Raw genomic sequence first — 22,324 nt, 5'->3', positions numbered from 1 at the left:
TTATGAATAATATTTTGTTACCTGCTTTGATTTTTTTACCAATAGTTACAGGTTTTTTGTGTTGGCTGATGGAAAAGGTTGATGAGCGTTTTCCGCGTTGGGTTGCGTTTTTTGGCATGTTGGCGACATTTTTGGTAACCGTTGGCTTGTGGCATACGGGTGATTTTATCGGTTCGGCGGCTAATATACCTGCTTTTGGAAAAACACCGACTTGGCTTAGCGAGTTTCAGTTGCCTTGGGTTGAGACCTTAGGGATTAGCTTTCATTTGGCGTTAGATGGCTTGTCGTTATTAATGGTGAGTTTGACTGCCTTTTTGGGTATGATGGCGGTTGCGTGTTCGTGGAATGAAATAGGGCATAGGGTTGGTTTTTTTCATTTAAACTTGCTTTGGAGTTTGGGCGGCGTTATTGGCGTATTCCTAGCAATTGATATGTTTTTGTTCTTTTTCTTTTGGGAAATGATGTTAATTCCGATTTATTTTCTCATTGCGATTTGGGGACATAACAGTGGTGGTAAAACCAAAGAATACGCAGCGACCAAGTTTTTTATTTACACTCAAGCCTCAGGGCTTGTGATGTTAATTGGTATTTTGATTTTGGTGATTGTGCATCAAGTACAAACAGGACAAATTAGCTTTAATTATATGGATTTGTTAGGTACGGATTTGGGTAAATGGCAATACCCTGTCATGCTGATGTTTTTTATTGGTTTTGCGGTAAAATTGCCAATTTTTCCCTTGCACGGTTGGTTGCCTGATGCCCACGCTCAAGCCCCCACCGCAGGTTCTGTGGATTTGGCGGGAATTTTGATTAAAACCGCTGCTTATGGTTTGTTGCGTTTTGTGTTGCCAATCTTTCCTGCAGCCAGTCATGAATTTGCACCAATAGCCATTATGCTTGGTGGTATCGGAATTTTTTATGGGGCTTGGCTTGCCTTTATGCAAACGGACATTAAACGCTTGTTGGCTTATACCAGTATTTCACACATGGGTTTTGTGGTATTGGCCTTGTATTCAGGTATGTTAATGAGTTTGCAAGGTTTGATGATACAAATGCTTGCCCATGGTTTAAGTTCGGCGGCTTTGTTTATTATGAGTGGTCAATTGTATGAACGTTTGCACACGCGTGATATGAGTTTGATGGGTGGCATGTGGGGACAAATGCGTTATTATCCGCCGCTGTTAATGTTCTTTAGTGCAGCGTTAATGGGTATTCCTGGGACGGGTAATTTTGTTGGTGAGTTTTTGATTTTGATGGGGGCGTTTCAAACCAACCCTGTAGCAGTGATATTGGCAACTTTTAGCCTTGTTTGGGCGGGGCTGTATGCACTCATTATGATTTACCAAACGCTGTTTGGCGAAACCAGTGAAACGATTAGCAAAGTTGCACCGATGAAAAACATGACCGCTCGAGAAGCAATGATTTTGTTAACTTTGGTGTTTGGATTGTTGTGGCTTGGTTTATATCCGCAGTCGTTTTTGGATACGTCAGATCACAGTATGCGTTGGATTTCTGATGCATATCAACAAGTTACACCAAAGCTGATAGAGCCAGAAGCCTTGCAAGCACCCATATCAGATGAACCATTTGCACACTTGGAGGCAAAATAATGAATTCAGTTATTTTTGACAATCAAACACTGATGGCATTAGCTCCCATGTTGATTTTGGGTTTTACTGTGGTGGTGGTAATGATTGCCATTGCAATGAAGCGTTCCAATGTGGTTGCAGGTACGCTAAGTGTGATTGGTTTAAATGCAGCGATGTTGATAGTAATTGCCCAGTTATTTGGTTATTTGCCAAGTGCTGAAGCGGTTTCAACCTTATTTATGTTAGATGGTTTTGCCAAATTTAATATGCTGATGGTGTTATTAAGTGCGTTGGCGTGTTTTACTTTAGCGTATGGCTATATTGATGGTTATAAAGACAACAAAGAAGAGCTGTATTTGTTGATGTTAATTGCCACGTTGGGTGGGTTGTTTATGGTGGCAAGCGATCATTTGGCGTCGTTTTTTATCAGTCTTGAGCTGTTATCGATTCCAATGTACGGTATGCTTGCGTATACCTTTAACCGTAATAAATCGTTGGAAGCTGGACTTAAGTATTTGGTGTTATCGGCAACTGCATCGGCAACCATGCTTATGGGAATGGCATTGATTTATGCTTATACAGGCACATTGTCATTTCGTCAGATTGGGGTGGGTTTGTATGGTATGTTGCAAGCAACTGAAAACTCTGGGTTGTTGTTGATTGGATCAAGCATGGTGCTGTTTGGCATTGCTTTTAAACTGTCTGCTGTACCGTTTCATACTTGGACGCCCGATGTATACCAAGGTGCGCCTGCACCGGTTGCAACTTTTTTAGGCAGTGTGGCAAAAGTGGCAATGCTTGCATTGGCAGTACGTTTTTTGGCAACCACGGCGGCTGCATTAACCCCTGCAATTGTAACTGTGTTGTTTGTGATTGCAATTTTATCCATGATTATCGGTAACCTGTTGGCATTGCGTCAAACCAATATTAAACGTATGTTGTCGTATTCTTCCATTGCTCATTTGGGTTATGTGTTGGCAATTATTGCCAGTATGAAAGAGCAATCCGCTGGACTTGCAAGTTTATACATGGCGGTATATGCATTGACAACAGTGGGAGTGTTTGGTGTAATTACCATTATGTCAAGTCCGTATAAAAACCACGGCGAAGCAGAGCAGATTGAAAATTATCGCGGTATGTTTTGGCAACGTCCGATTTTAACTGCGGTGATGACTGTGATGTTGCTTTCATTGGCTGGCGTGCCACTTACTGCAGGGTTTATTAGTAAATTCTTTGCCGTGTTTGCTACTGTGCAGGTGCAACAATGGTGGTTGGCAGGTGCGATCATTGTTGGTAGTGCGATCAGTTTGTATTATTATTTGCATTTTATGTTGATAATGTTTAAGCGTCCACAAGAACAAAAAGATTTTGATGCGGTCAATCACTGGGGCGTGCAAGCAGGCGGTATCATGGTGCTGTTGGTAACGGCGTTAATATTATTTTTAGGAATTTTTCCAAGCAGTTTGTATAAAATTACACAATTTGCTTATATTGCACCGATACAGTAATTTGATAACAGTTTTACACTCAAATATGGAGCAAAAATGACTCAAACCATCAAAAATGTTACCGTTACCGATGTCAAACAATGGACAAAAACGTTATTTAGTTTTAAAGTTGTGCGTCCTTTAGAGTTTAAGTTTACCGCAGGGCAGTTTGTTAGATTGGGTTTAAATGTAAATCAAATCAAACGGTTAAACGCACAACATGACGATACGGAAACCATTTTTCGTGCGTACTCGGTGGTGTCATCACCGTATGATGAATTTATTGAGTTTTTTTCAGTGGTTATTCCTGATGGGGTGTTTACCTCAAAATTGCAGTATTTGCAAGTGGGTGATACTTTACAATTGGATACCACGCCGTATGGGTTTTTAACTTTGTCGCGTTATCAAGCTCCTGCACCAAAAGATTTGTGGCTGTTGGCAACAGGTACGGGGGTTGCACCTTTTTTATCCATTTTAAAAACTTTAGATGTTTGGCAAACTTATCAAAAAATTTATCTGATTTATAGTGCCAGAACCCAACAAGAGTTGGCTTATTTGGAGGAAATTGCCCAATTACAAGCGACTTATGGTGAAAACGGTGCAGATTTTCAGTTTATACCCATTGTTACGCGTGAGGCGGATTTTGATGGATTAAAACAGCGACTGCCTACTTTGATTTTATCGGGTGAGCTTGAAAATTGTGTCAAGACCAACTTAAATCCAAAGAGCAGTCATGTCATGTTGTGTGGCAATCCGCAAATGGTTGACGATACCAAAGAAGCGTTAAAACAAAAGGGTTTAACCATGAATCGGCGTAGTGAAGGTAACATAGCTGTGGAAAATTATTGGTAAGCCTAAAACCGCTATGAAATTAACCAATGTGGTTAATTCCATGTCAAAACGGTATTGAGTTAGCCTTTTACCACGATGTTGATGAGTTTATTTGGTACGACAATCTCTTTTATGATATTGCCTGTCAAATATTTTTGCACGCTTTGTAGTGTTTTGGCTTGGTTTTTTAGCCAATCTATATCACTGTTTGGTGCAACCTCAAGCTCACCGCGAATTTTGCCATTGACCTGAACCACCATGGTAATGGTATCTTGTACCAACGCAGATGCATCAAGGCTTGGATAAGTTAATTCAAGCGGATTAAAGCCTAAATTTTCCAACAAGACTTCCGCCATATGAGGGGCAAACATTTGTAGCAAAACCAATAAAGTGATTAAGGCTTCATTGGCAATGATTAAATCGTCATCACTTGCTATGGTAAAATTTGTCAATTCATTGGCAAGCTCCATTAGGCTTGATACAGGCGTGTTAAGTGCCAGGCGCTTGCCTAAATCAGCATCCAGTTTGGCAATGGTTTCATGGGTTTTGCGACGTAAATTTTTGCCTGTTTTGCTTAAATTGGCTTGGTTTAAGTCATCGGTTTTGGTGCTTAAATTGGTTGCCAACAAGCCTTTATGTTGCAAGGTTGCTTGATGTTCCGCTGCATAACGCCAAACTTTTTTCAAAAAATTGTAAGGGCCTTTTAAGCCGTCATCTACCCATTCCAAGGTTTGGTCAGCAGGGGCGGTAAACATGGTATACAAACGCACAGTATCTGCACCATATTGCTTGATGGTGGCTTGTGGATCAATGCCATTGTTTTTGGATTTTGACATTTTTTCAATTTTGCCGATTGTAACAGGCAAGCCATCTGCTTTTAAGGTTGCAATTTTGCCATCAGTATCGACCTCATCGGCAAAATAGTAAGTTTTGCTGCCATCTGAATTTTCGCGGTAAAATGTTCCTGCCAATACCATGCCTTGAGTCAAAAGGTTGGCAAAGGGTTCATCACCGTTTACCAAACCCTCATCGCGCATAAGTTTGTGAAAAAAGCGTGCGTATAATAAGTGCATAACCGCGTGTTCCACACCGCCGATATATTGATCCACAGGCAGCCATTTATTGGCATGATCTTTATCCAACATGCCTTGTGTGTCATTTGGTGATACAAAACGGGCGTAATACCAACTTGACTCCATAAAAGTATCAAACGTATCAGTTTCGCACTTGGCGGGTTGATTGCATTTTGGACAGGTGGTATCGGTAAATTTAGGCATTTTGTTTAGCGGGTTGCCACGCCCATCAGGCACAACATCGGTTGGCAATACAACAGGCAAATCACTTTCTGGCACAGGCACGGCACCACAATGTTCACAGTTAATGATCGGAATTGGACAGCCCCAATAACGTTGACGACTCACGCCCCAATCACGCAAACGAAAATTAATGGTTTTGTTGGCAAGCCCTTTTGGTTCAAGTTTTGCCAATAATTTATCAAACATTTGTTGGTAATCCAAACCGTCAAACTCACCCGAATTCATACAAATGCCTTTAATAGCATACCAATCATGCCAATTTTTTGTGTCGTATTGGCAACAGGCTTGATCGTTGGTAATGACTTGGATAATTGGCAAATTGTATTTGTTGGCAAATTCAAAATCACGCTCATCATGGCCCGGTACGCCCATGACCGCCCCTGATCCGTAACTCATTAACACATAATTGGCAACCCAAACTGGAATGTCTTGTTTGGTAATTGGATGCTTGACGCTAAAACCTGTGTTCATGCCCAGTTTTTGTGCTTTGGCAACATCGGCTTCGGCAACCGAGCCTTTTTTACACTCTTCGATAAAATCTTGTAATTGTGGGTTGTTTTTTGCCATATGCTGTGCCAGTGGGTGCTCAGAAGCGATTGACACATAAGTTACCCCCATAAAGGTATCAGGGCGCGTGGTAAAAACTTCTAAGGTAAGCGGCTTGCCATCAAGTTCGTACAAAAAATTTAACGTCATGCCTTCAGAACGCCCAATCCAGTTGCGTTGCATGGTAATGACTTGTTGTGGCCAATGCCCCTCCAATTTATCCAAATCGTTTAACAATTCATCAGCATAGGCGGTAATTTTGTAATAATACATCGGAATTTCGCGTTTTTCTACCAAGGCTCCTGAACGCCAACCACGCCCATCTACGACTTGCTCATTTGCCAAAACCGTGTTGTCAACCGGATCCCAGTTTACCGTGGCTAATTTTTTGTAAACCAGGCCTTTGTTAAACAGCTTTACAAACAGCCATTGCTCCCAGCGGTAATATGCTGGCGTACAAGTGGCAAATTCACGACTCCAATCAATCGATAAACCTAAGGATTTTAACTGCTCGCGCATATGATTTATGTTGCTAAACGTCCAATCGGCAGGGGCAACACCGTTGGCAATGGCTGCATTTTCTGCTGGCAAACCAAAAGCATCCCAACCCATAGGTTGCATGACTTCATAACCTTTTAAACGATAATAACGGCTTAACACATCACCAATGGTGTAATTACGCACATGCCCCATATGCAATTTTCCGCTCGGATAGGGGAACATAGACAGTATGTAGCGACTGGGTTTATCGCTTTTTGTATTGCAAGTTTCGTAACGTTTGTCGCTTGCCCATTTTTGTTGTTGAGCGGTTTCAATGGTTTTTGGATCGTATTGAGGGTGAATTTTAATCATAATTTGCTGCTTGAGTTGGTGAAAATAATTTTTTAAACGCTATAGAATACCTTAAAATCATAAAAATTGCGATATGTTTCAGCAATCTTTTTATTAAAAAATTCTTTTTATTAAAAATAAAAAAAGCGAGTATGACGCTCGCTTTTTTGGTAAACAGATAGGTGATTATTTTGTGGTTGCTGGAGTGGTTGCTGGAGTGGTTGCTTCACTGATGGCTTGCCCACCGCCCAATGAATACACATAACCTGCTAACAACATAATACGCTCATTGCCCAATTTGGTATCCCAATGTGGCATAACACCTGCACGTCCATCACGGATAGTGGTGCGTACGGTTTCGCGATCGCCTCCAAACAGCCAAATATTGTCGGTTAAGTTTGGTGCACCGATGTCAGAGTTGCCCTTACCTTCTTTACCATGACAAACGGTACAATTGCTATCAAAAATTGCCTTGCCTTGAGTAATCATGGTTTGGTTTAATTCACCATTGGCTTTTGAACCATGTTCGGACGATAGTGATAGTACATATTCAGCAGCTGCACGTACGCCTTCTTCGCCAATTTGGCTTTTCCATGATGCCATAGCCCCAACTCGGCCGTGTTGAATGGTTTGCAAAATCTTATCGGGCGTGCCACCATACAACCAGTCATTGTCGGTTAAGTTTGGATAACCCGTTGCTCCGCGAGCTTGTGAACCATGACACAAGGCACAGTTTTGTAAAAACAGACGTTGTCCGATTTTTACCGCTTGTGGATCTTGTGAGAGTTTTTGTACTGCAGGGGCTAGAGCAACCAGTTGTTGGTCAATTTGAGCCTTTAAATCTGCATCTGGTTCGGCGTTTTTGCGTTGCTCGGCTTGTAATTTTTCTAAATTGGCAAGCTGTTTGGTAACCGTTGGATCTTGCAAAATTTTGTCGTTAAATGTACTGATAAAGACTTTGTTGTTTTTTTCTAAGTCGCTTAACAACTCATTTTCGCTGGTCCAAGGTTCTTGTTTGCCGTTAATTTCAACGGTGGTAATGCCTTTCCAAGCATGCGGTACAATAGATGGGTAAAGTACAAGGTACAAAAGTGCCCATGCCATCGTGCCAAAGAATACGATCAACCACCATTTTGGCAATGGGCGGTCATACTCGCGGACACCATCATATTCATGCCCTGTTGTGCCGTCTTCTTCCATATGTGGTTTGTAGGTCAAGGTGCCAACCAACCAATATAAAATCCACAACCAACAGCCGAGCGATAAAATGGTAATCCATAAACTCCAAAATAAGCTCATTTCTTATCCTTATTGCGTTCTGATGCAAGGTTTTTAATCATCTCATCATCTAACGCAAGTTTTGCATCTTCTTCAAATCGTTTGCGATTATTTGGCGAGTAAGCCCACCAAATAATGCCAATAAATGCAATAAATGCAGCAACCGTCGCAATACTATGTAATGTACCTAACATTAGCGCTGACCTTCCATTGCAGTACCGAGTTGTTGCAAATAAGCAACCACGGCATCAAGTTCGGTTTTGCCTTGTACTTCGTCAGGGGCAGCCTCGATTTGTTCATCACTATAAGGCAGACCAAAACGATCGCGGAATAGACGCATTTTTTCTTGCACTTTTTGACCATTGACCGTACGTTTTTCAAGCCAAGGAAACGGTGGCATTACCGACTCTGGCACAAGTGATTGTGGGTTAATCAAATGTTCACGTTGCCAATCATCAGAGTAACGTTTTCCGACACGAGCCAAATCAGGGCCAGTACGCTTAGAACCCCAAAGAAAAGGGTGATCCCACGCTGACTCTGCAGCACGGCTATATGGGCCGTAACGTTCTACCTCGGCACGCAATGGGCGAATCATTTGCGTATGACAAACATGACAACCCTCGCGGATATAAATATCACGCCCTTCTAGCTGTAAAGCTGTCCAAGGTTTCATATTTGGCAAAGGTTGATTCACATCTTTACTAAAAATCAATGGAACAATTTCAACCAACGTTGCAAAACTTAATGACACAACGATAAGAATAAGCAGAAGACCTGTATTTTTTTCAATAATTTCATGGTTTAATTTCATGAAGTGTCCCCTTATACTTGTTGGCTTGCCGTTACAGTTTCTGTAACCACTGGCTCATCAACTATCGCAACTTTTTTTGGTTCAGGCATGGTAATGGTTTTATAAACATTGTATGCCATAACAAACATACCGCTAACATACAGTAAACCACCAAAAGCACGACCAATATACGGATAATGGGAGAACAATACTGTATCAACGAAGCTATAAACCAATGTTCCGTCAGGATTTGTTGCACGCCACATCATACCTTGACCAATACCTGAGATCCACAATGACACGATATAAAAAATCGTACCTGCAGTTGCCAACCAAAAATGCACAGTAATCAAATTAATAGAATACATTTTGTCTTTATGCCAAAGGCGTGGAATTAACACATACAACGAACCGATGGTTACCATACCCACCCAACCTAACGCACCTGAGTGAACGTGGCCTACTGTCCAGTCTGTATTGTGTGATAATGCATTGACGGTTTTAATAGACATCATAGGGCCTTCGAAAGTTGACATTGCATAGAACGACAATGCAACAATCAAGAAACGAATAATTGGATCAGTGCGCAGTTTATCCCAACTACCAGACAAGGTTAAAACGCCGTTAATCATACCACCCCAAGACGGAGCAAATAAAATCAAGGAAAACACCATACCCAAAGATTGAGCCCAGTCAGGCAATGCTGAATAATGCAAATGATGCCCACCTGCCCACATATAAGAGGCAATCAAGGCCCAAAAGTGAATGATAGACAAACGATAAGAATAAACAGGACGACCAATCTGAACGGGCACAAAATAATACATCATACCCAAAAACGCTGCCGTCAAATAAAAACCCACCGCATTATGACCATACCACCATTGCACCATAGCATCGGTTGCACCGCCAAACAGTGAATAAGACTTCCAAAAACTCAAAGGTATGGCAAAACTGTTCACAATATGAAGCAATGCAATTGCCAAAATAAACGCTGCAAAGAACCAGTTTGCCACATAAATATGTGATGTTTTACGAATAAATAACGTACCAAAGAAGACAATTGCATACGCAATCCAAACAAGTGCAATTAAAATATCAATTGGCCACTCAAGTTCTGCGTATTCTTTTGTGGTTGTTAAACCAAGCGGCAATGTAATCACCGCTGCCACAATCACCAAGTTCCAACCCCAAAAGGTGAACCAAGCCAAATACGGTGCAAACAACCGAGTCTTACAAGTACGTTGCACAATATAATAAGACGTAGCAAATAACGCACACCCACCAAAGGCGAAAATCACCGCATTGGTGTGCAACGGACGCAAACGGCTAAACGTTAGCCATTCAATTCCAAAATTAAGCTGTGGCCATGCTAACTGAGAAGCAATAAAAACCCCAACCCCCATACCGATAATACCGTACACCACCGCCATGATAGAAAATAACTTAACTAACGTTACTTCATAATCATCGGTTGCAGGTATTGCTGTGCTTTGTAAATTCATTTAATGATTTCCTTTACAGCCTATGTTATCAACAAGTTTAAGCCATATCCGCCAAATTGCCACTCATTTACGCTTGGTTTTGCCCTACAATAACAAATCATTAAAATAAAACAAATCATTAAAACAATAAATCATTAAATAGAAACAAACAAAACATTGCTGGCAAACGCTGGCAAAGTTAAAAAGCGACACATTAAAATCTCAATTTAAACCTTAAATGTTTAAGTGTGCTTAAACTCCCGATTTTATAATCGTATTGTAACTCGATCTTTGCTAAATATCACCTAACGTAATGGAATAATGCAAAAAAAATTACAGATAATCACATTATAATACGAAAACCATAAAAAACGTAAGGATTTTTTGACAAAACCGTTATTTTTACCAAAAATCGGCCAAACAATCAACAAAAATTGCAATTTACAAACTTACTTGCAATTTACAAACCATTGTAATACAATGCTAAACTAATAAAAATAGCCAAAGGTTACATTGATGTTGTGGATTGTGCTGATTGCGAGCATTATTGGATTGTTAGCAGTCTTACCAGTTGCACAGCACAGTGAAATTAGTCGCGTTAGCCAATTGTTGTATGCTGATTATCCAAATGTTCCTATTGGGCTATGGGTAATTTTTTGGGCTATATTGCTGTTGTATGGTTACCAATATTTTTGGAAAAAACATAAAGCACAGCCAAAACCTATGACCTCGGCTCGGTTATTAGCAAAGTTTGGCTTTATGGTGTTATTGTTTGTATTGGCTTTATTAACAAACCTTAACCAAGGGCTATACGATTATCAAACTTATCAACAATCCTTACTTAAACAACCGCTTAATCTCACAGCCACCATTCAATCGCGTCAAATTAGCGACAGCATTTACCAAGCAAACACATCATCTGTTGGACAGGCGAGCAGTCGTCAAGTTTGGCAAATTTTACGCATTGACAACTCACACGCGGACAAGATCGGCAACAAACTCAATTTAGAGGGTATGAATGTACTTGTAACCGCCAATATACAAAAAAATCCTGATTGGAGGCTGTTATTAAGTGGTTTAAAACCCAGTCAAACCTTAGTGGTTAAATTGCAACTTGTGCCAATTAGCCAACATCTTTCTACCAATTTTGACAAAAATTCACAAGCTTTACCAAATTTTGCCCAGCGTTTTGATTTGGGGTTTGATGAAGCGTTGTGGTTGCGTCAGCGTAATATCCAAGCCAAAGCTCAACTGACTGCAATTGTTTCAAAAACTGCAAACACCAATCCGCCGTTAAATGCCTATGAACGGTTGCGATTTGGCATAGAAAACCTGCGTTGGCAGTTGCGTCAAAACCTGCTTGCTCATTTTAACAGTCAAGTTGATGTTAACAGTCAAGTTAATATTAATAATCAAGTTAATATTAATAATCAGATTAATGTTTCTAACAACAGTCATGCAATTTTGCTTAGCTTATTGACAGGCGATAGGGCAATGCTCACAAGCGAGATTAAAAATTTGTATCAGTTGGCAGGGATTAGTCATTTGTTGGCAATTTCAGGGCCACACGTTTTGATGCTTGCCAGTGTGATATCAGTGTGGCTTTTGTTTTTGGTGCAAATCTGTTTGCCAAAATTGTTGATCCGTTTGCCCGGTCGTCTGCTTGTGTTGTGGGTGAGTGTGGTGGTGGCAGGGGTGTATGCTTTGCTTGTTGGGTTTGAGTTGCCTGCACAACGGACGTTTTGGCTGCTGTTTTTGTTGACATTGTCGCAACAGTGGCTGTTGGTTAATCGTCCTTATCAGCTGTTGGCTTTTGTGGGTTTGTTGATGATGTGGGCGGATAGCACGGCGGTATTGCAGGCGGGATTTTGGCTGTCATTTGTGGCGGTTGGGTTGTTGATGAAATTTAGCGAACAGGTTGCCAAACCAAAAATGCAAGCTGTGGTTAATTCAGCAGCACACTGGCAATTTGAAATGTCTTTGCCAAAGCGTATGTTGTACAGGCTTGCTCAAGAAACTTGGATTTTGCTAAAACTGCAATTGTGGTTGTTTGTATTGATGATGCCGATTGTGGTGTGGTTTTTTGGCAAGGTGTCATTGATTGGGATTGTGCTAAATGTGATCGCTGTGCCGTTATTGGGGCTTGTGATTGTGCCTGTGGATATTTTGGCGGGGGTTTTGTCGTTATTGCCGTGGGTTGGAGCGGATATTGCAGGGTGGCTTTGGTCGTTGCTTGTTGGGTTGTTAAACATTTTTCATCATTTATTGCAAACGGTTACAAGGCTTGAAATTGGACAATTGTGGTTTGTGTATTTAGACAAAGGCCAGTTGATTTTGGCGTTATTGGCGGTTTTGTGCGTGTTGTTTGGCAAAATTATTCCAAGACTTTGGGTGATGCCGTTATTGTTGGCAATTGTATTATTAGATTTACAAAAAAATCAAGAAAATCTTAACCATGCTAAATTGATCGTACTGGACAATCCAACATTTAATGTGCAATTGTTATTGGTAAATGGTGAAAGTTGGCTATTGTTATCCGACAATCATCTGGGTACGGTCAAAACCAAGTCTAAATCCAAAACTGCCAACCAAAAACAAATTGAAGCAACGCAAATTGAGACAGCACAGATTGAAACGCTCGATCAGCAACGTACAGCTTTTGTGTTAAATAACGATGTTTATCCGCTGTTGGCAAAATATCAATTAACGCATTTAACCGGAGTTATTAGCCAAACGCCAAGTGCATTTGGCAATGATGTGGTGCAAAATTTGGCAAAAAACATACCGATACGCCACTATTATTTGGCAGGTTTTGATGCAAAGAAATTTACCAAAACTCAGTTTCAAAGCATTACGCCAAAGGCTTGTCAGGCAGGCATGACATTGTCGGATACTGATAAGTTTTATTTTGGCGTATTAACAGGTTGGCAAGTAAAACTAAACAATCAACAAATTTCTGATACAGATCGAAAAATATTATCCCATTGTTTTTTACAAGTCAATGTCAAACAACCTCAACAAACCGATAAAAATACAGCGAATCAAAACTGGTTAATTGCATCAGGTGTCAGTCCATTGCCTTGGCAAATGTTGCAACAAATCTATCCAAATTGTCCTGCAAGCAGCCAGTGGGTTGTACCGTATGGGTTGTTGTGGGATAAAATGTGGCTACAGCAGGCAAACTTAAGTTTAATTCACGTTATTACAGGATCAGCATCGCACCAAAAAATCAATGAAAACAATCAGTTTGCTCTTTTGCAAGCCAAGCAAAAACCCCAAAATGTCAATATTCAAATTATCCAAGCGGATCAAGTTGGACAGGTGGAATATCGTTTGGATTAGTTTGTGTTTGTACAAGTTGTTTGTACAAGTTGTTTGTGTAAGTTGTTTGTGTAAGTTGTTTTTGATGATAAAAAAGGATAGTAAAAACAGCTGGTAAAAACAGATGAAAATTCTTACGTTGTTAACATTGTAATTTTAGTAAAAAACCCTTATTATGTTGCAAAATAACGCGTGTTAACATTATTCTTGCAAAAAACATTATTTTAGATTAAAAAATATTTTAGGAAAACATCATGTCCGATAATTGGCCGCCCAACCCAGATAAGCCCACTCATTCACAACAAAATCCAAGTCAAATTCCACCACAATATGTTGGTAAAGAGTGGCAATTGCTTGAAAAAACCTTAATGGCAAGCATTGAAGAACAGCGCCGTGCAAGACGTTGGAGCGTGTTTTTTAAATTGCTTACTTTTGGCTATGTGATTTTGATCGGCGTGATAATGACGCGTGGCTGTAGTCCGGCAGCAGGTACAAAAGGCAAAATGAGCATTGCAGAAGCCGAACCGCATTTGGCTGTTGTGGATATTAAAGGTGCAATTGCGTCGGGCAACGAAGCCAACAGTCGTGATATTAATGAAGCATTGAGCGATGCTTTTGAAAATGAAAATGCCAAAGCGGTTGTGGTAAGAATCAATTCTCCTGGGGGTTCCCCGGTTCAATCTGACGAAATTTTTCAGGCGATGAACGAACTTCGTAAAGAAAACCCTGACAAAAAACTGTATGCTGTGATTGAGGATATTGGGGCATCGGGTGCGTATTACATTGCGGTTGGTGCTGATGAAATTTGGGTCAATCCATCAAGCTTGGTTGGTTCAATCGGTGTGATTATGCCAAATTATGATTTGCAAAAACTGATGGAAAAAGTTGGCGTATCTGATCGCACCATGCATTCAGGTGAATACAAAGATATTTTGAGTATGACTCGTGCAACCACAGCCTTTGAACAAGCCCATGTTCAAAGTGTGCTTGACAACACGCATAAGCATTTTATTGATGCGGTCAAACAAGGGCGTGGCAATCGCTTAAAAGATCCTGAGGGCAATAAATTATTTAGCGGACTGTTTTGGAGTGGCGAACAGGCGGTGCAACTTGGACTTGCAGACAAAACAGGCAGCTTAAGCAAACTTGAAAAAGAGTTAAAACTGGATAAAGCAGTACTGTACAATCCAAAAGATCCCGTGCAAGAGATTTTTGGTAGATTTGGTTTACAATTAGGCAGTGGTATTGGTGGAAGTTTTGCCAATCAACTGAATCTAAAACTGCAAAACGACAGCAAACAGTTGCAATAATGTTAAACAATCCGCGTTTGTTTGTGTCTTTTCCTGTTTTTGGTTTGGGTAGCACGATCGCCTTATCGGTGATCGTGTTGTTTTTGTTTTTGGCAAGTCAGCTTGTTGGTGTGCTGTTGTTTGCTCCTGTGGTGTTTGGCGGTCAGCACATGAGTGTTGCTGATACGATGTTGCAAGGCAGTCAAAACGGCACCTTGATCAGTTTATCGATTGTATTTACTTGTGTGGTGGTGTGCGGTTTTATTGCCCTGCTTATTTGGCAAAAACAAGCAAAAATCGTTGATTATTTGGCATTAAAACCATTTAAAGCACGCTTTTTTTACCAAGGGTTGTTGGTTTTATTGGCGTTAAATTTTGTCATTCATCTGCTTACCGTATACCTTGGGCGTGAACCAATGGCGTTTATGGATCAATTGGCCTTGAGTGCTAAGCCGTTAGGGCTTTTGATGTTTGGCATGGTGATTGTTGCTCCGATTTATGAAGAGGTGATGTTTCGTGGTTTTATGTGGTTGGGGCTTGCGTGTAGTCGGCTTGGGGTGATTGGGGCAAGTGCGTTAACGGGTGCGATGTTTGCCTTGATACATTTTCAGTATGCGTGGGTGGAATTATTGGCAATTTTCGTCTTGGCGTTGCTGTTTGGTTATATGCGTTTTGTGGCAAAATCACTGCTATTGCCAATCGTCTTGCATATGATAAATAACGCTTTGGCAATGGCTTTGTATTTATTGTAAATCTGTTATAAAGATATTATAAAGCTGTTGTGATGGTTTTATAAATGGTTGGTTGTTAAAACCGATTCACCTGCTTTTTCAATTTGGCTAATGGTGAGTGATTTTTTGCCACTTAAGGCTTGACGCCATTTTCTACTGCCTGTTAAACCTTGGAATAAACCCAGATAATGACGAATAATTGTTGTTAAGGGCGTGTTGTTTTTTTCGCATTGGATTAAAAATTCAATCAATTGTGCAAAAATCTCGCGGTGCGTTGGTATTTTTTGATTCCAAAGCTCGTTTAATTGCCCTAAAAACATCGGATTGTGATAACTTTCACGTCCAATCATCACACCATCAACATACATTAAATGGGTTTTTACCGCCTCAAGGGTTTTGATACCGCCGTTAATTTCAATGTATAAATGCTTAAATTCTTGTTTTAAGCGATACACATCTTCATAGCGTAAGGGCGGAATTTCACGGTTTTCTTTCGGTGATAAACCATTTAACCACGCAATGCGAGCATGAACGATAAAGTGTGTGCAACCTGATTCTGCAACCTTACCAACAAAATCACGCATAAATTCATAACTGTCAAAATCATCAATGCCAATGCGATGCTTGACAGTTATGGGAATTTGTACACTATCCTGCATGGCTTTTACGCAATCGGCAACAAGGGTTGGAGTTTTCATCAGGCAAGCACCGATTTTGTAATGTTGAACCCGATCGGAAGGACAGCCGACATTTAGGTTAATTTCATCATAGCCGTAATCTTGTCCAAGTTTGGCGCATTTGGCAAGTTCATCAGGCATAGAGCCACCAAGCTGTAACACAAGCGGATGCTGATTGTCATAAAAACGCAAATGGTGATCGCTATCACCGTGTAAAATTGCCGATGTGCTAATCATTTCGGTGTATAAATGTATGTGTGGATTAAACCAACGTGCAAAAGTCAAAAAGTCTTTTGTCGACCAGTCAACCATCGGGGCGGTGCTAATACGCTTATTGCCTGATTTTAAATTGATTTGTTGTGTAGGCATTGATTTTATTACCTTTTGGGTGTTTTTGATTTAAGTTTATTTTAGTGTATTTTAACGTATTTTTGATTATTTTTATAGATTTTTGCGTAAAAATTGCGTACAATTTTGCGTAAATTTCTAAAATAAAGGTCAAAAATATGGGTAGTATACGCACAAAGAAATTAAAAGACGGCACGATACATTACCATGCTGAAATTCGTATCAATAAAAAAGACTTTCCACCATACCGAGAGGCCAAAACTTTTGCAAATAAAAAAGTCGCCCAAGGTTGGATCGCCACACGAGAAGCTGAGTTAAGAGATGACCCAAAACAGTTTTTTGGGGCAACAGGCATTGATAAAAATATGACGGTAGGGCAAGCCATAGACCGCTATATGAATGAGATTGATGACTTTGGTAGAACCAAAATCAATTCACTAAACTTGCTTAAGAAATTTGATATTGCAAGAATACCACTCACAAAGTTGTCGCCTCTTGACATATCCAATCATGCTGCTGTTCGTAAACAAGGCATTGCCCACCTTGCTTTAGAGCCTATCAAACCTTCCACAATAGGGCATGAAATGGCTTATTTGTTTGGTGTGCTTGATCATGCAAATATCATGTGGGGCGTGGATATTGACATGAACGCACTAAAACGTGCTTTAAAACAACTGAAAAAAACTCGCAATATCTCACGATCAGGCAGAAGAGATCGTCTTGTGTCGTCTGATGAATTAATTCGTCTGACAGCTTATTTTTATAAACGTTGGCAAAAAAATGGTAATACGCCCATGCACTTGATTATGTGGTTTGCTATCGTGTCAGCTCGCCGTCAAGGTGAGATTGCTCGCCTTGCTTTAGCAGATGATATGGGGGATTGTTTTGTCGTTCGTGATGTCAAAAACCCCAAAGGCTCAAAGGGCAACCACAAAAAATTTAAGGTTTATGATGACACGCGTCAAATCATTGAACAGTTAAAATCGGTGCACAAACAGGTGTTAAACATGGGCTATGATGAAACGCTGCTTATTCCTGTCAATCAAAAGACGATTTGTGGGGAATTTACCAAAGCGTGCCATATTTTGGCAATTGATGATTTGCATTTTCATGATTTGCGTCATGAAGCTTGTACAAGGCTTGCTGAGCGTGGGCTAACCATTCCACAGATACAAGAAGTGTCATTGCATGACAGTTGGACGAGTTTGGAGCGTTATGTTTCAATACATAAACGCCCTTATACGCTATCGTTTGATGAAGTTATGCGTGAAGTTTTGCGTGATCAGAATTGACCGTCGTGCGTGCTTTATCAAAGGCTTTAGCAAGCTCTGATACATGAACAAAGTAAGGTGCTTTTTGGCTATCTACCAAGCGAAAGCAAGGAAATGGAAATCCCTGTTCGCCAGCTTTACGCGTAATTTGTGTGCGTTTTAGTTGTGGGAAATATACAGCACATACATCATCAAGCGATATAACCAATCTTCCAAATTGTAAAAATAAATAATCTTGCGTGGAAATTTGCATAATTATCCTTAAAATTATCAGTCTGTATGAATTTTTTCGTAGGTATTAAAGATAAAAGCCAAAGCATCGGCTAAAAATATCCTTTGCGGTGGTGGCACTCGTTTGTCATGGATAAGATGCACATGGTCAGACAACCAAGCAAGGTGGCAATAAACTGCAAATAACGCCGACAAATCAATCTCACTCCCATTTGCCACACTTCGCTCGTATGTCAAAAGATGTGCAATGGCGTTTGCCTTATAAATTTTAGCGTGGTCTGTGGTAAAATTGATTTTGGCAAGCTGACTACGAACTTTGGCGGTAGTTAACCTCTTGATATTATTTGCTTTAGTTATGTTTGCCTCAGTTATATTGGTTTTTATTTTAGGCAGGGGTAATGTTGGTAGTGGCATAATTGTCTCCATTTTTAAATACAAATATATTAAAACATTCGTATTTAAAAATGCAAGATATTTTGTATTTATTTGTGAAAAAATTTGCTAAATTCTTATTGTTTTTAGACAAAAGGAAATAAAAACCGCACGAACGGTTTGCATTCATGCGGTAAAAAGGCAGACTAAGCAAGAAAAAGTTTTAATGCGTATTACCAACTCTGCGTACTTGACCACCAAAAGACATGACCAAGAATTTCATAAGTTGCAAAAAATTGCTCGCTTGACATGGTTTCATCTGGGTAAACCCCTGCATTGGCATAAAATAGGCGTACTTGCTCGCCGTGCGGTGTAGGCTTGGTTTGTAGATAGGCACAATACAGCGTATCGTTGGCAGATAAAGCATAGATTTTGCCGTTGCGAATTTGTTTTTTACTGACATCAAAAGCGATTTCACTCCCATGATTAATGATTGGCGACATGCTGTCGCCCACAATTATACCAAGCCGTGCATCCTGCGGTACGACTTCCAAGCCATCTAATGTTGTTTTTTCTAGCATAAGTTTCTTCCTGTGTTGGGGATTGTAGTGATGTATCGGCACAACGTCTTTCTTTTGCGAATATTCATCAAAACTCGCAATCTGCGTAATTGTGTTTTGGTCGCTCACTTCCATGACTCCCTTGCCAAACAAAAGCCAATCAAGATTTACATTTAGAGCAAGAGCGATATTGCGAGCGTAACGGCTTTGGTTGGCTCTGCGACTTTCAATGGCGTTAATCGTTCCTTGTTGGCAACTTGCCATGTCTGCAAGCTGTTGTTGGGTTAAATTTCTTAGCTCACGGACGTATCTGACGCGCTCTCCAAATGTTTGTCTTGACATATTACAGTCCTCTTATTGCGGTATGTTACCGCTTAAAAATGGGTTAATGGGTAAAGTCTAACAATGTAGATATATTGTATAATACAATTGTATTATTATCTAAATAAAAAATATCTTGAATTTAGAATACAAAAGTTTTAAAATTGGGTTGTTTTAACTACAAAGGTATTTTTGTATGACAACGCCCCTTGAAGCACTCCAAAAGGCGGTAGAAATTGCAGGCAGTCGCAAAAAACTTGCAAAAGCCATAGGCTGTAAAAACCAAACTCACATCGGTGTCATGCTTAATCGCGATAAACAAGCCAGTGCCACTTACGCTCTTAAAATCAGCAAAGCCACAGGCATACCAACTTATGAATTAAGACCTGATCTTTACGAACATCAGCTTTAAGCACACTAAAAAGCCCATCAGCGGTAACTGATAGGCTAGTGGATATAACTTAACAAGACAAATTGTATGACAAAACACAACAAAAATCAAGTGCAGTGTAAATACAGCACTGTAGTATCTATTGACACCACCACTCAAACAGTGTACGATATGTCTGCACCTGCCAAATCAGGTGTCGGAATTGGCGTTCCGATTTTCAAGAGTGGCAAGAACACGCACTGCTACAAAAAATGCGTGTGTTTTTGTACATATAACCTATCCACGCCTTGTGCGTGCCTTATGGTGGATTGTACGGGAGAGCAGAAATGCTCGCCGTTTCTCTTGAGCGGTACGCCAATTCCGTGCAATCCATCACCATTTAGATTGGCGTCTTTTGGTGATGGCAACAACCATTATCAAGAGAACCAACCCATGAAAGCACTCTCATTTAACGGCGTAACCCTTACGCCTGTCTGTCACAATACCCAAATTTATCTAACTTCTGTTGAACTGGCTAGGGCTTTGGGTTACGCTCACACTGACAGCGTTACTCGCATTTACAATCGCAATGCTGACGAATTCTCGTCAGGCATGACACAAGTCATTACAAATCCCCAAACGGTCAATTTGACCGTCTCGAAAAACTCTACTAATTTACAAACATCCACTCGGATTTTCAGCTTACGTGGCTGCCACTTAATTGCCATGTTTGCTCGCACAGCCGTTGCCAAAGATTTTCGCAAATGGGTACTGGATATTTTGGACAAAGAAGTGGGCGAGCCTGTCATCACACCTATACAGCCACCAATCTCCCAATCCCCCAAACTCTCCCAATCTGACTATGGCAATCTTCGCCGTGCTGTGTTACTGATTGCAAAGAATGCGTTTTACGACATCACGGCTACCAATGTCATTTATGCTCGTTTGCGTTCATTGTGTGAAGTAAACAGTGTTACCGATATTCGCTATGATCAGCTAAATATTGTCAAAAACGAGCTGTATCGCATTGAGAGAATATTGCGCACTTATATAACCTGTCGCCGTGAAACAGAAAAGCAATTAATCCGCCGTATCTGCATGGGTGATGATGACAGTGTTTGGCAAGCCATACAGGCTATAGAAGAATCCAGTACCGCTTATGCCAATGATTTGGCATATAACATAGAAAGCATTGGTTACGCCAAAGAATTGCGTAAAGTATTAGGGGGTGCATAATGAATAATAAACGCCCACCGCTTAACTTTGAGCTTATCCAAAATCACCATTCTCTTGACACCACCACTCAAACAGTGTACGATAACGGTACTACTATTTCATTCGGCGGTTATCCGCATCCGTTACCTTGCGGCATTTTTATGCCTACGACTTTTGTCGTGCCTACACGCATAAAACACACGTCTATGACGGGTCGAGAGAGCCTAATGCAACACCACAGCCGTGGAAATAAGCTCCGCCGTCCGAATGCGGTAGTTGAAGCCCGTCGCCCTATGCCTACTAAGCACTGTGCGACTTCTATATCAACTAATCATTCGGAGACAGTAATGTCTAATACTCTCATCCTAGCCGATATGACCATCGGCATGCTTGGCGATTTGTACTCTTTAAACGATCTACATAAAGCAAGTGGTAGCGAAAACCGCCATCGCCCAACATTCTTTTTGCAAAATCAAGAAACTCAAGCCTTAATTACTGAAATTGAAAGCCAAAATTTCACTGTTGGAATTCCAACAGTGGCAGTTAAGACAGTCAATGGCGGTATAAATCGTGGCACCTATGTCTGCAAAGAACTGGTCTATCGCTATGCCATGTGGATTAGCCCAAAATTTAGTCTAATAGTCATTCGTGCGTTTGATGCTATGACACAAGGCAGGTTTGTCCCTTGTACCAAAGTTGCCTCACAATCCAAGCCCCAATCCCCCAAACTCTCCCAATCTGACTATGGCAATCTTCGCCGTGCTGTGTTACTGATTGCAAAGAATGCGTTTTACGACATCACGGCTACCAATGTCATTTATGCTCGTTTGCGTTCATTGTGTGAAGTAAACAGTGTTACCGATATTCGCTATGATCAGCTAAATATTGTCAAAAACGAGCTGTATCGCATTGAGAGAATATTGCGCACTTATATAACCTGTCGCCGTGAAACAGAAAAGCAATTAATCCGCCGTATCTGCATGGGTGATGATGACAGTGTTTGGCAAGCCATACAGGCTATAGAAGAATCCAGTACCGCTTATGCCAATGATTTGGCATATAACATAGAAAGCATTGGTTACGCCAAAGAATTGCGTAAAGTATTAGGGGGTGCATAATGAATAATAAACGCCCACCGCTTAACTTTGAGCTTATCCAAAATCACCATTCTCTTGACACCACCACTCAAACAGTGTACGATAACGGTACTACTATTTCATTCGGCGGTTATCCGCATCCGTTACCTTGCGGCATTTTTATGCCTACGACTTTTGTCGTGCCTACACGCATAAAACACACGTCTATGACGGGTCGAGAGAGCCTAATGCAACACCACAGCCGTGGAAATAAGCTCCGCCGTCCGAATGCGGTAGTTGAAGCCCGTCGCCCTATGCCTACTAAGCACTGTGCGACTTCTATATCAACTAATCATTCGGAGACAGTAATGTCTAATACTCTCATCCTAG

At 40.7% G+C, this 22,324-nt stretch carries 20 protein-coding genes; 11 read left to right on the top strand and 9 right to left on the bottom strand.

Going from position 1 to position 22,324, the window contains the following annotated elements:
• The first annotated feature begins 2 nt into the window (after window positions 1-2).
• From nuoM to MOMA_RS00085, 3 genes are read left to right on the top strand one after another with little or no spacing between them, the layout of a single operon-like run.
• On the top strand, window positions 3-1,610 hold the full coding sequence (gene nuoM / locus MOMA_RS00095) for an NADH-quinone oxidoreductase subunit M (RefSeq protein ID WP_009501143.1): 1,608 nt from the start codon (window positions 3-5) through the stop codon (window positions 1,608-1,610).
• Complete coding sequence (nuoN, locus tag MOMA_RS00090; protein WP_009501142.1) at window positions 1,610-3,097, top strand: NADH-quinone oxidoreductase subunit NuoN; 1,488 nt, start codon at window positions 1,610-1,612, stop codon at window positions 3,095-3,097. Before nuoM ends, nuoN begins: the two co-directional genes overlap by 1 nt.
• 36 nt (window positions 3,098-3,133) lie before the next feature.
• Window positions 3,134-3,928, top strand: a complete 795-nt coding sequence (locus MOMA_RS00085) for a ferredoxin--NADP reductase (protein WP_009501141.1) — start codon at window positions 3,134-3,136, stop codon at window positions 3,926-3,928.
• 59 nt (window positions 3,929-3,987) lie between these two features.
• Here MOMA_RS00085 and leuS read toward each other — a convergent pair whose 3' ends face one another.
• The 5 genes from leuS to ccoN form a co-directional block, all read right to left on the bottom strand.
• The gene (leuS, locus tag MOMA_RS00080) at window positions 3,988-6,621 is read right to left on the bottom strand and encodes a leucine--tRNA ligase (protein WP_009501140.1); all 2,634 of its coding nucleotides are present in this window, start codon (window positions 6,619-6,621) and stop codon (window positions 3,988-3,990) included.
• Between the two features lie 165 nt (window positions 6,622-6,786).
• Window positions 6,787-7,899 (bottom strand): cytochrome-c oxidase, cbb3-type subunit III, encoded by a 1,113-nt coding sequence (ccoP, locus tag MOMA_RS00075; protein ID WP_009501139.1) that lies wholly within the window; start codon window positions 7,897-7,899, stop codon window positions 6,787-6,789.
• On the bottom strand, window positions 7,896-8,072 hold the full coding sequence (locus MOMA_RS00070) for a cbb3-type cytochrome oxidase subunit 3 (RefSeq protein WP_009501138.1): 177 nt from the start codon (window positions 8,070-8,072) through the stop codon (window positions 7,896-7,898). Before MOMA_RS00070 ends, ccoP begins: the two co-directional genes overlap by 4 nt.
• Window positions 8,072-8,689, bottom strand: a complete 618-nt coding sequence (gene ccoO, locus MOMA_RS00065) for a cytochrome-c oxidase, cbb3-type subunit II (RefSeq protein ID WP_009501137.1) — start codon at window positions 8,687-8,689, stop codon at window positions 8,072-8,074. Before ccoO ends, MOMA_RS00070 begins: the two co-directional genes overlap by 1 nt.
• An 11-nt stretch (window positions 8,690-8,700) precedes the next feature.
• A complete protein-coding gene (gene ccoN / locus MOMA_RS00060) occupies window positions 8,701-10,173 on the bottom strand; it encodes a cytochrome-c oxidase, cbb3-type subunit I (RefSeq protein WP_009501136.1) in 1,473 nt (490 codons plus the stop codon).
• Between the two features lie 495 nt (window positions 10,174-10,668).
• Here ccoN and MOMA_RS00055 point away from each other — a divergent pair, with 495 nt between their 5' ends.
• The 3 genes from MOMA_RS00055 to MOMA_RS00045 all read left to right on the top strand — a co-directional run bounded on the left by MOMA_RS00055 (window position 10,669) and on the right by MOMA_RS00045 (window position 15,514).
• Window positions 10,669-13,494 (top strand): ComEC/Rec2 family competence protein, encoded by a 2,826-nt coding sequence (locus MOMA_RS00055; protein ID WP_009501135.1) that lies wholly within the window; start codon window positions 10,669-10,671, stop codon window positions 13,492-13,494.
• A 233-nt stretch (window positions 13,495-13,727) separates the two neighbouring features.
• Window positions 13,728-14,783, top strand: a complete 1,056-nt coding sequence (gene sppA / locus MOMA_RS00050) for a signal peptide peptidase SppA (protein WP_009501134.1) — start codon at window positions 13,728-13,730, stop codon at window positions 14,781-14,783.
• Window positions 14,783-15,514: a CPBP family intramembrane glutamic endopeptidase gene (locus tag MOMA_RS00045; RefSeq protein WP_009501133.1), complete on the top strand. Its 732-nt coding sequence runs from the start codon at window positions 14,783-14,785 to the stop codon at window positions 15,512-15,514. Before sppA ends, MOMA_RS00045 begins: the two co-directional genes overlap by 1 nt.
• A 38-nt stretch (window positions 15,515-15,552) precedes the next feature.
• On the opposite strand, the gene dusA is transcribed toward MOMA_RS00045, so the two are convergent.
• A complete protein-coding gene (dusA, locus tag MOMA_RS00040) occupies window positions 15,553-16,539 on the bottom strand; it encodes a tRNA dihydrouridine(20/20a) synthase DusA (protein WP_009501132.1) in 987 nt (328 codons plus the stop codon).
• A gap of 137 nt (window positions 16,540-16,676) precedes the next feature.
• Here dusA and MOMA_RS00035 point away from each other — a divergent pair, with 137 nt between their 5' ends.
• Window positions 16,677-17,810 carry a tyrosine-type recombinase/integrase gene (locus MOMA_RS00035; RefSeq protein WP_009501131.1) on the top strand — a complete coding sequence of 378 codons (1,134 nt, stop codon included), beginning with the start codon at window positions 16,677-16,679 and terminating at the stop codon, window positions 17,808-17,810.
• Here MOMA_RS00035 and MOMA_RS00030 read toward each other — a convergent pair.
• From MOMA_RS00030 to MOMA_RS09490, 3 genes are all read right to left on the bottom strand, one after another.
• Entirely contained in the window at window positions 17,779-18,042 is a 264-nt protein-coding gene (locus MOMA_RS00030) for a pyocin activator PrtN family protein (RefSeq protein WP_009501130.1), read from the bottom strand. The two genes, MOMA_RS00035 and MOMA_RS00030, sit on opposite strands and share 32 nt — an antisense overlap.
• Window positions 18,043-18,059: 17 nt before the next feature.
• The gene (locus tag MOMA_RS00025; RefSeq protein WP_009501129.1) at window positions 18,060-18,434 is read right to left on the bottom strand and encodes a hypothetical protein; all 375 of its coding nucleotides are present in this window, start codon (window positions 18,432-18,434) and stop codon (window positions 18,060-18,062) included.
• A gap of 191 nt (window positions 18,435-18,625) precedes the next feature.
• Window positions 18,626-19,294, bottom strand: a complete 669-nt coding sequence (locus MOMA_RS09490) for an XRE family transcriptional regulator (RefSeq protein ID WP_009501128.1) — start codon at window positions 19,292-19,294, stop codon at window positions 18,626-18,628.
• A 175-nt stretch (window positions 19,295-19,469) separates the two neighbouring features.
• Between MOMA_RS09490 and MOMA_RS00015 the strand changes: the two genes are divergently transcribed.
• The 4 genes from MOMA_RS00015 to MOMA_RS09940 form a co-directional block, all read left to right on the top strand.
• Complete coding sequence (locus MOMA_RS00015; RefSeq protein WP_009501127.1) at window positions 19,470-19,685, top strand: transcriptional regulator; 216 nt, start codon at window positions 19,470-19,472, stop codon at window positions 19,683-19,685.
• A gap of 66 nt (window positions 19,686-19,751) precedes the next feature.
• Window positions 19,752-20,879, top strand: coding sequence for a BRO-N domain-containing protein (locus MOMA_RS10085; protein WP_406564463.1), 1,128 nt, complete (start codon window positions 19,752-19,754; stop codon window positions 20,877-20,879).
• Window positions 20,879-21,976 carry a KilA-N domain-containing protein gene (locus MOMA_RS09480; RefSeq protein ID WP_227498072.1) on the top strand — a complete coding sequence of 366 codons (1,098 nt, stop codon included), beginning with the start codon at window positions 20,879-20,881 and terminating at the stop codon, window positions 21,974-21,976. Before MOMA_RS10085 ends, MOMA_RS09480 begins: the two co-directional genes overlap by 1 nt.
• A partial coding sequence (locus MOMA_RS09940) for a hypothetical protein (RefSeq protein ID WP_009501124.1) occupies window positions 21,976-22,324 on the top strand: 349 nt, incomplete at its 3' end. The genes MOMA_RS09480 and MOMA_RS09940, both read left to right, overlap by 1 nt.

Source organism: Moraxella macacae 0408225 (genome assembly GCF_000320365.1).
In the GTDB taxonomy this organism is placed as follows: domain Bacteria; phylum Pseudomonadota; class Gammaproteobacteria; order Pseudomonadales; family Moraxellaceae; genus Faucicola; species Faucicola macacae.
Note: the sequence above shows the minus strand (reverse complement) of the source record. Positions and strands in the feature narration are given on the sequence as shown.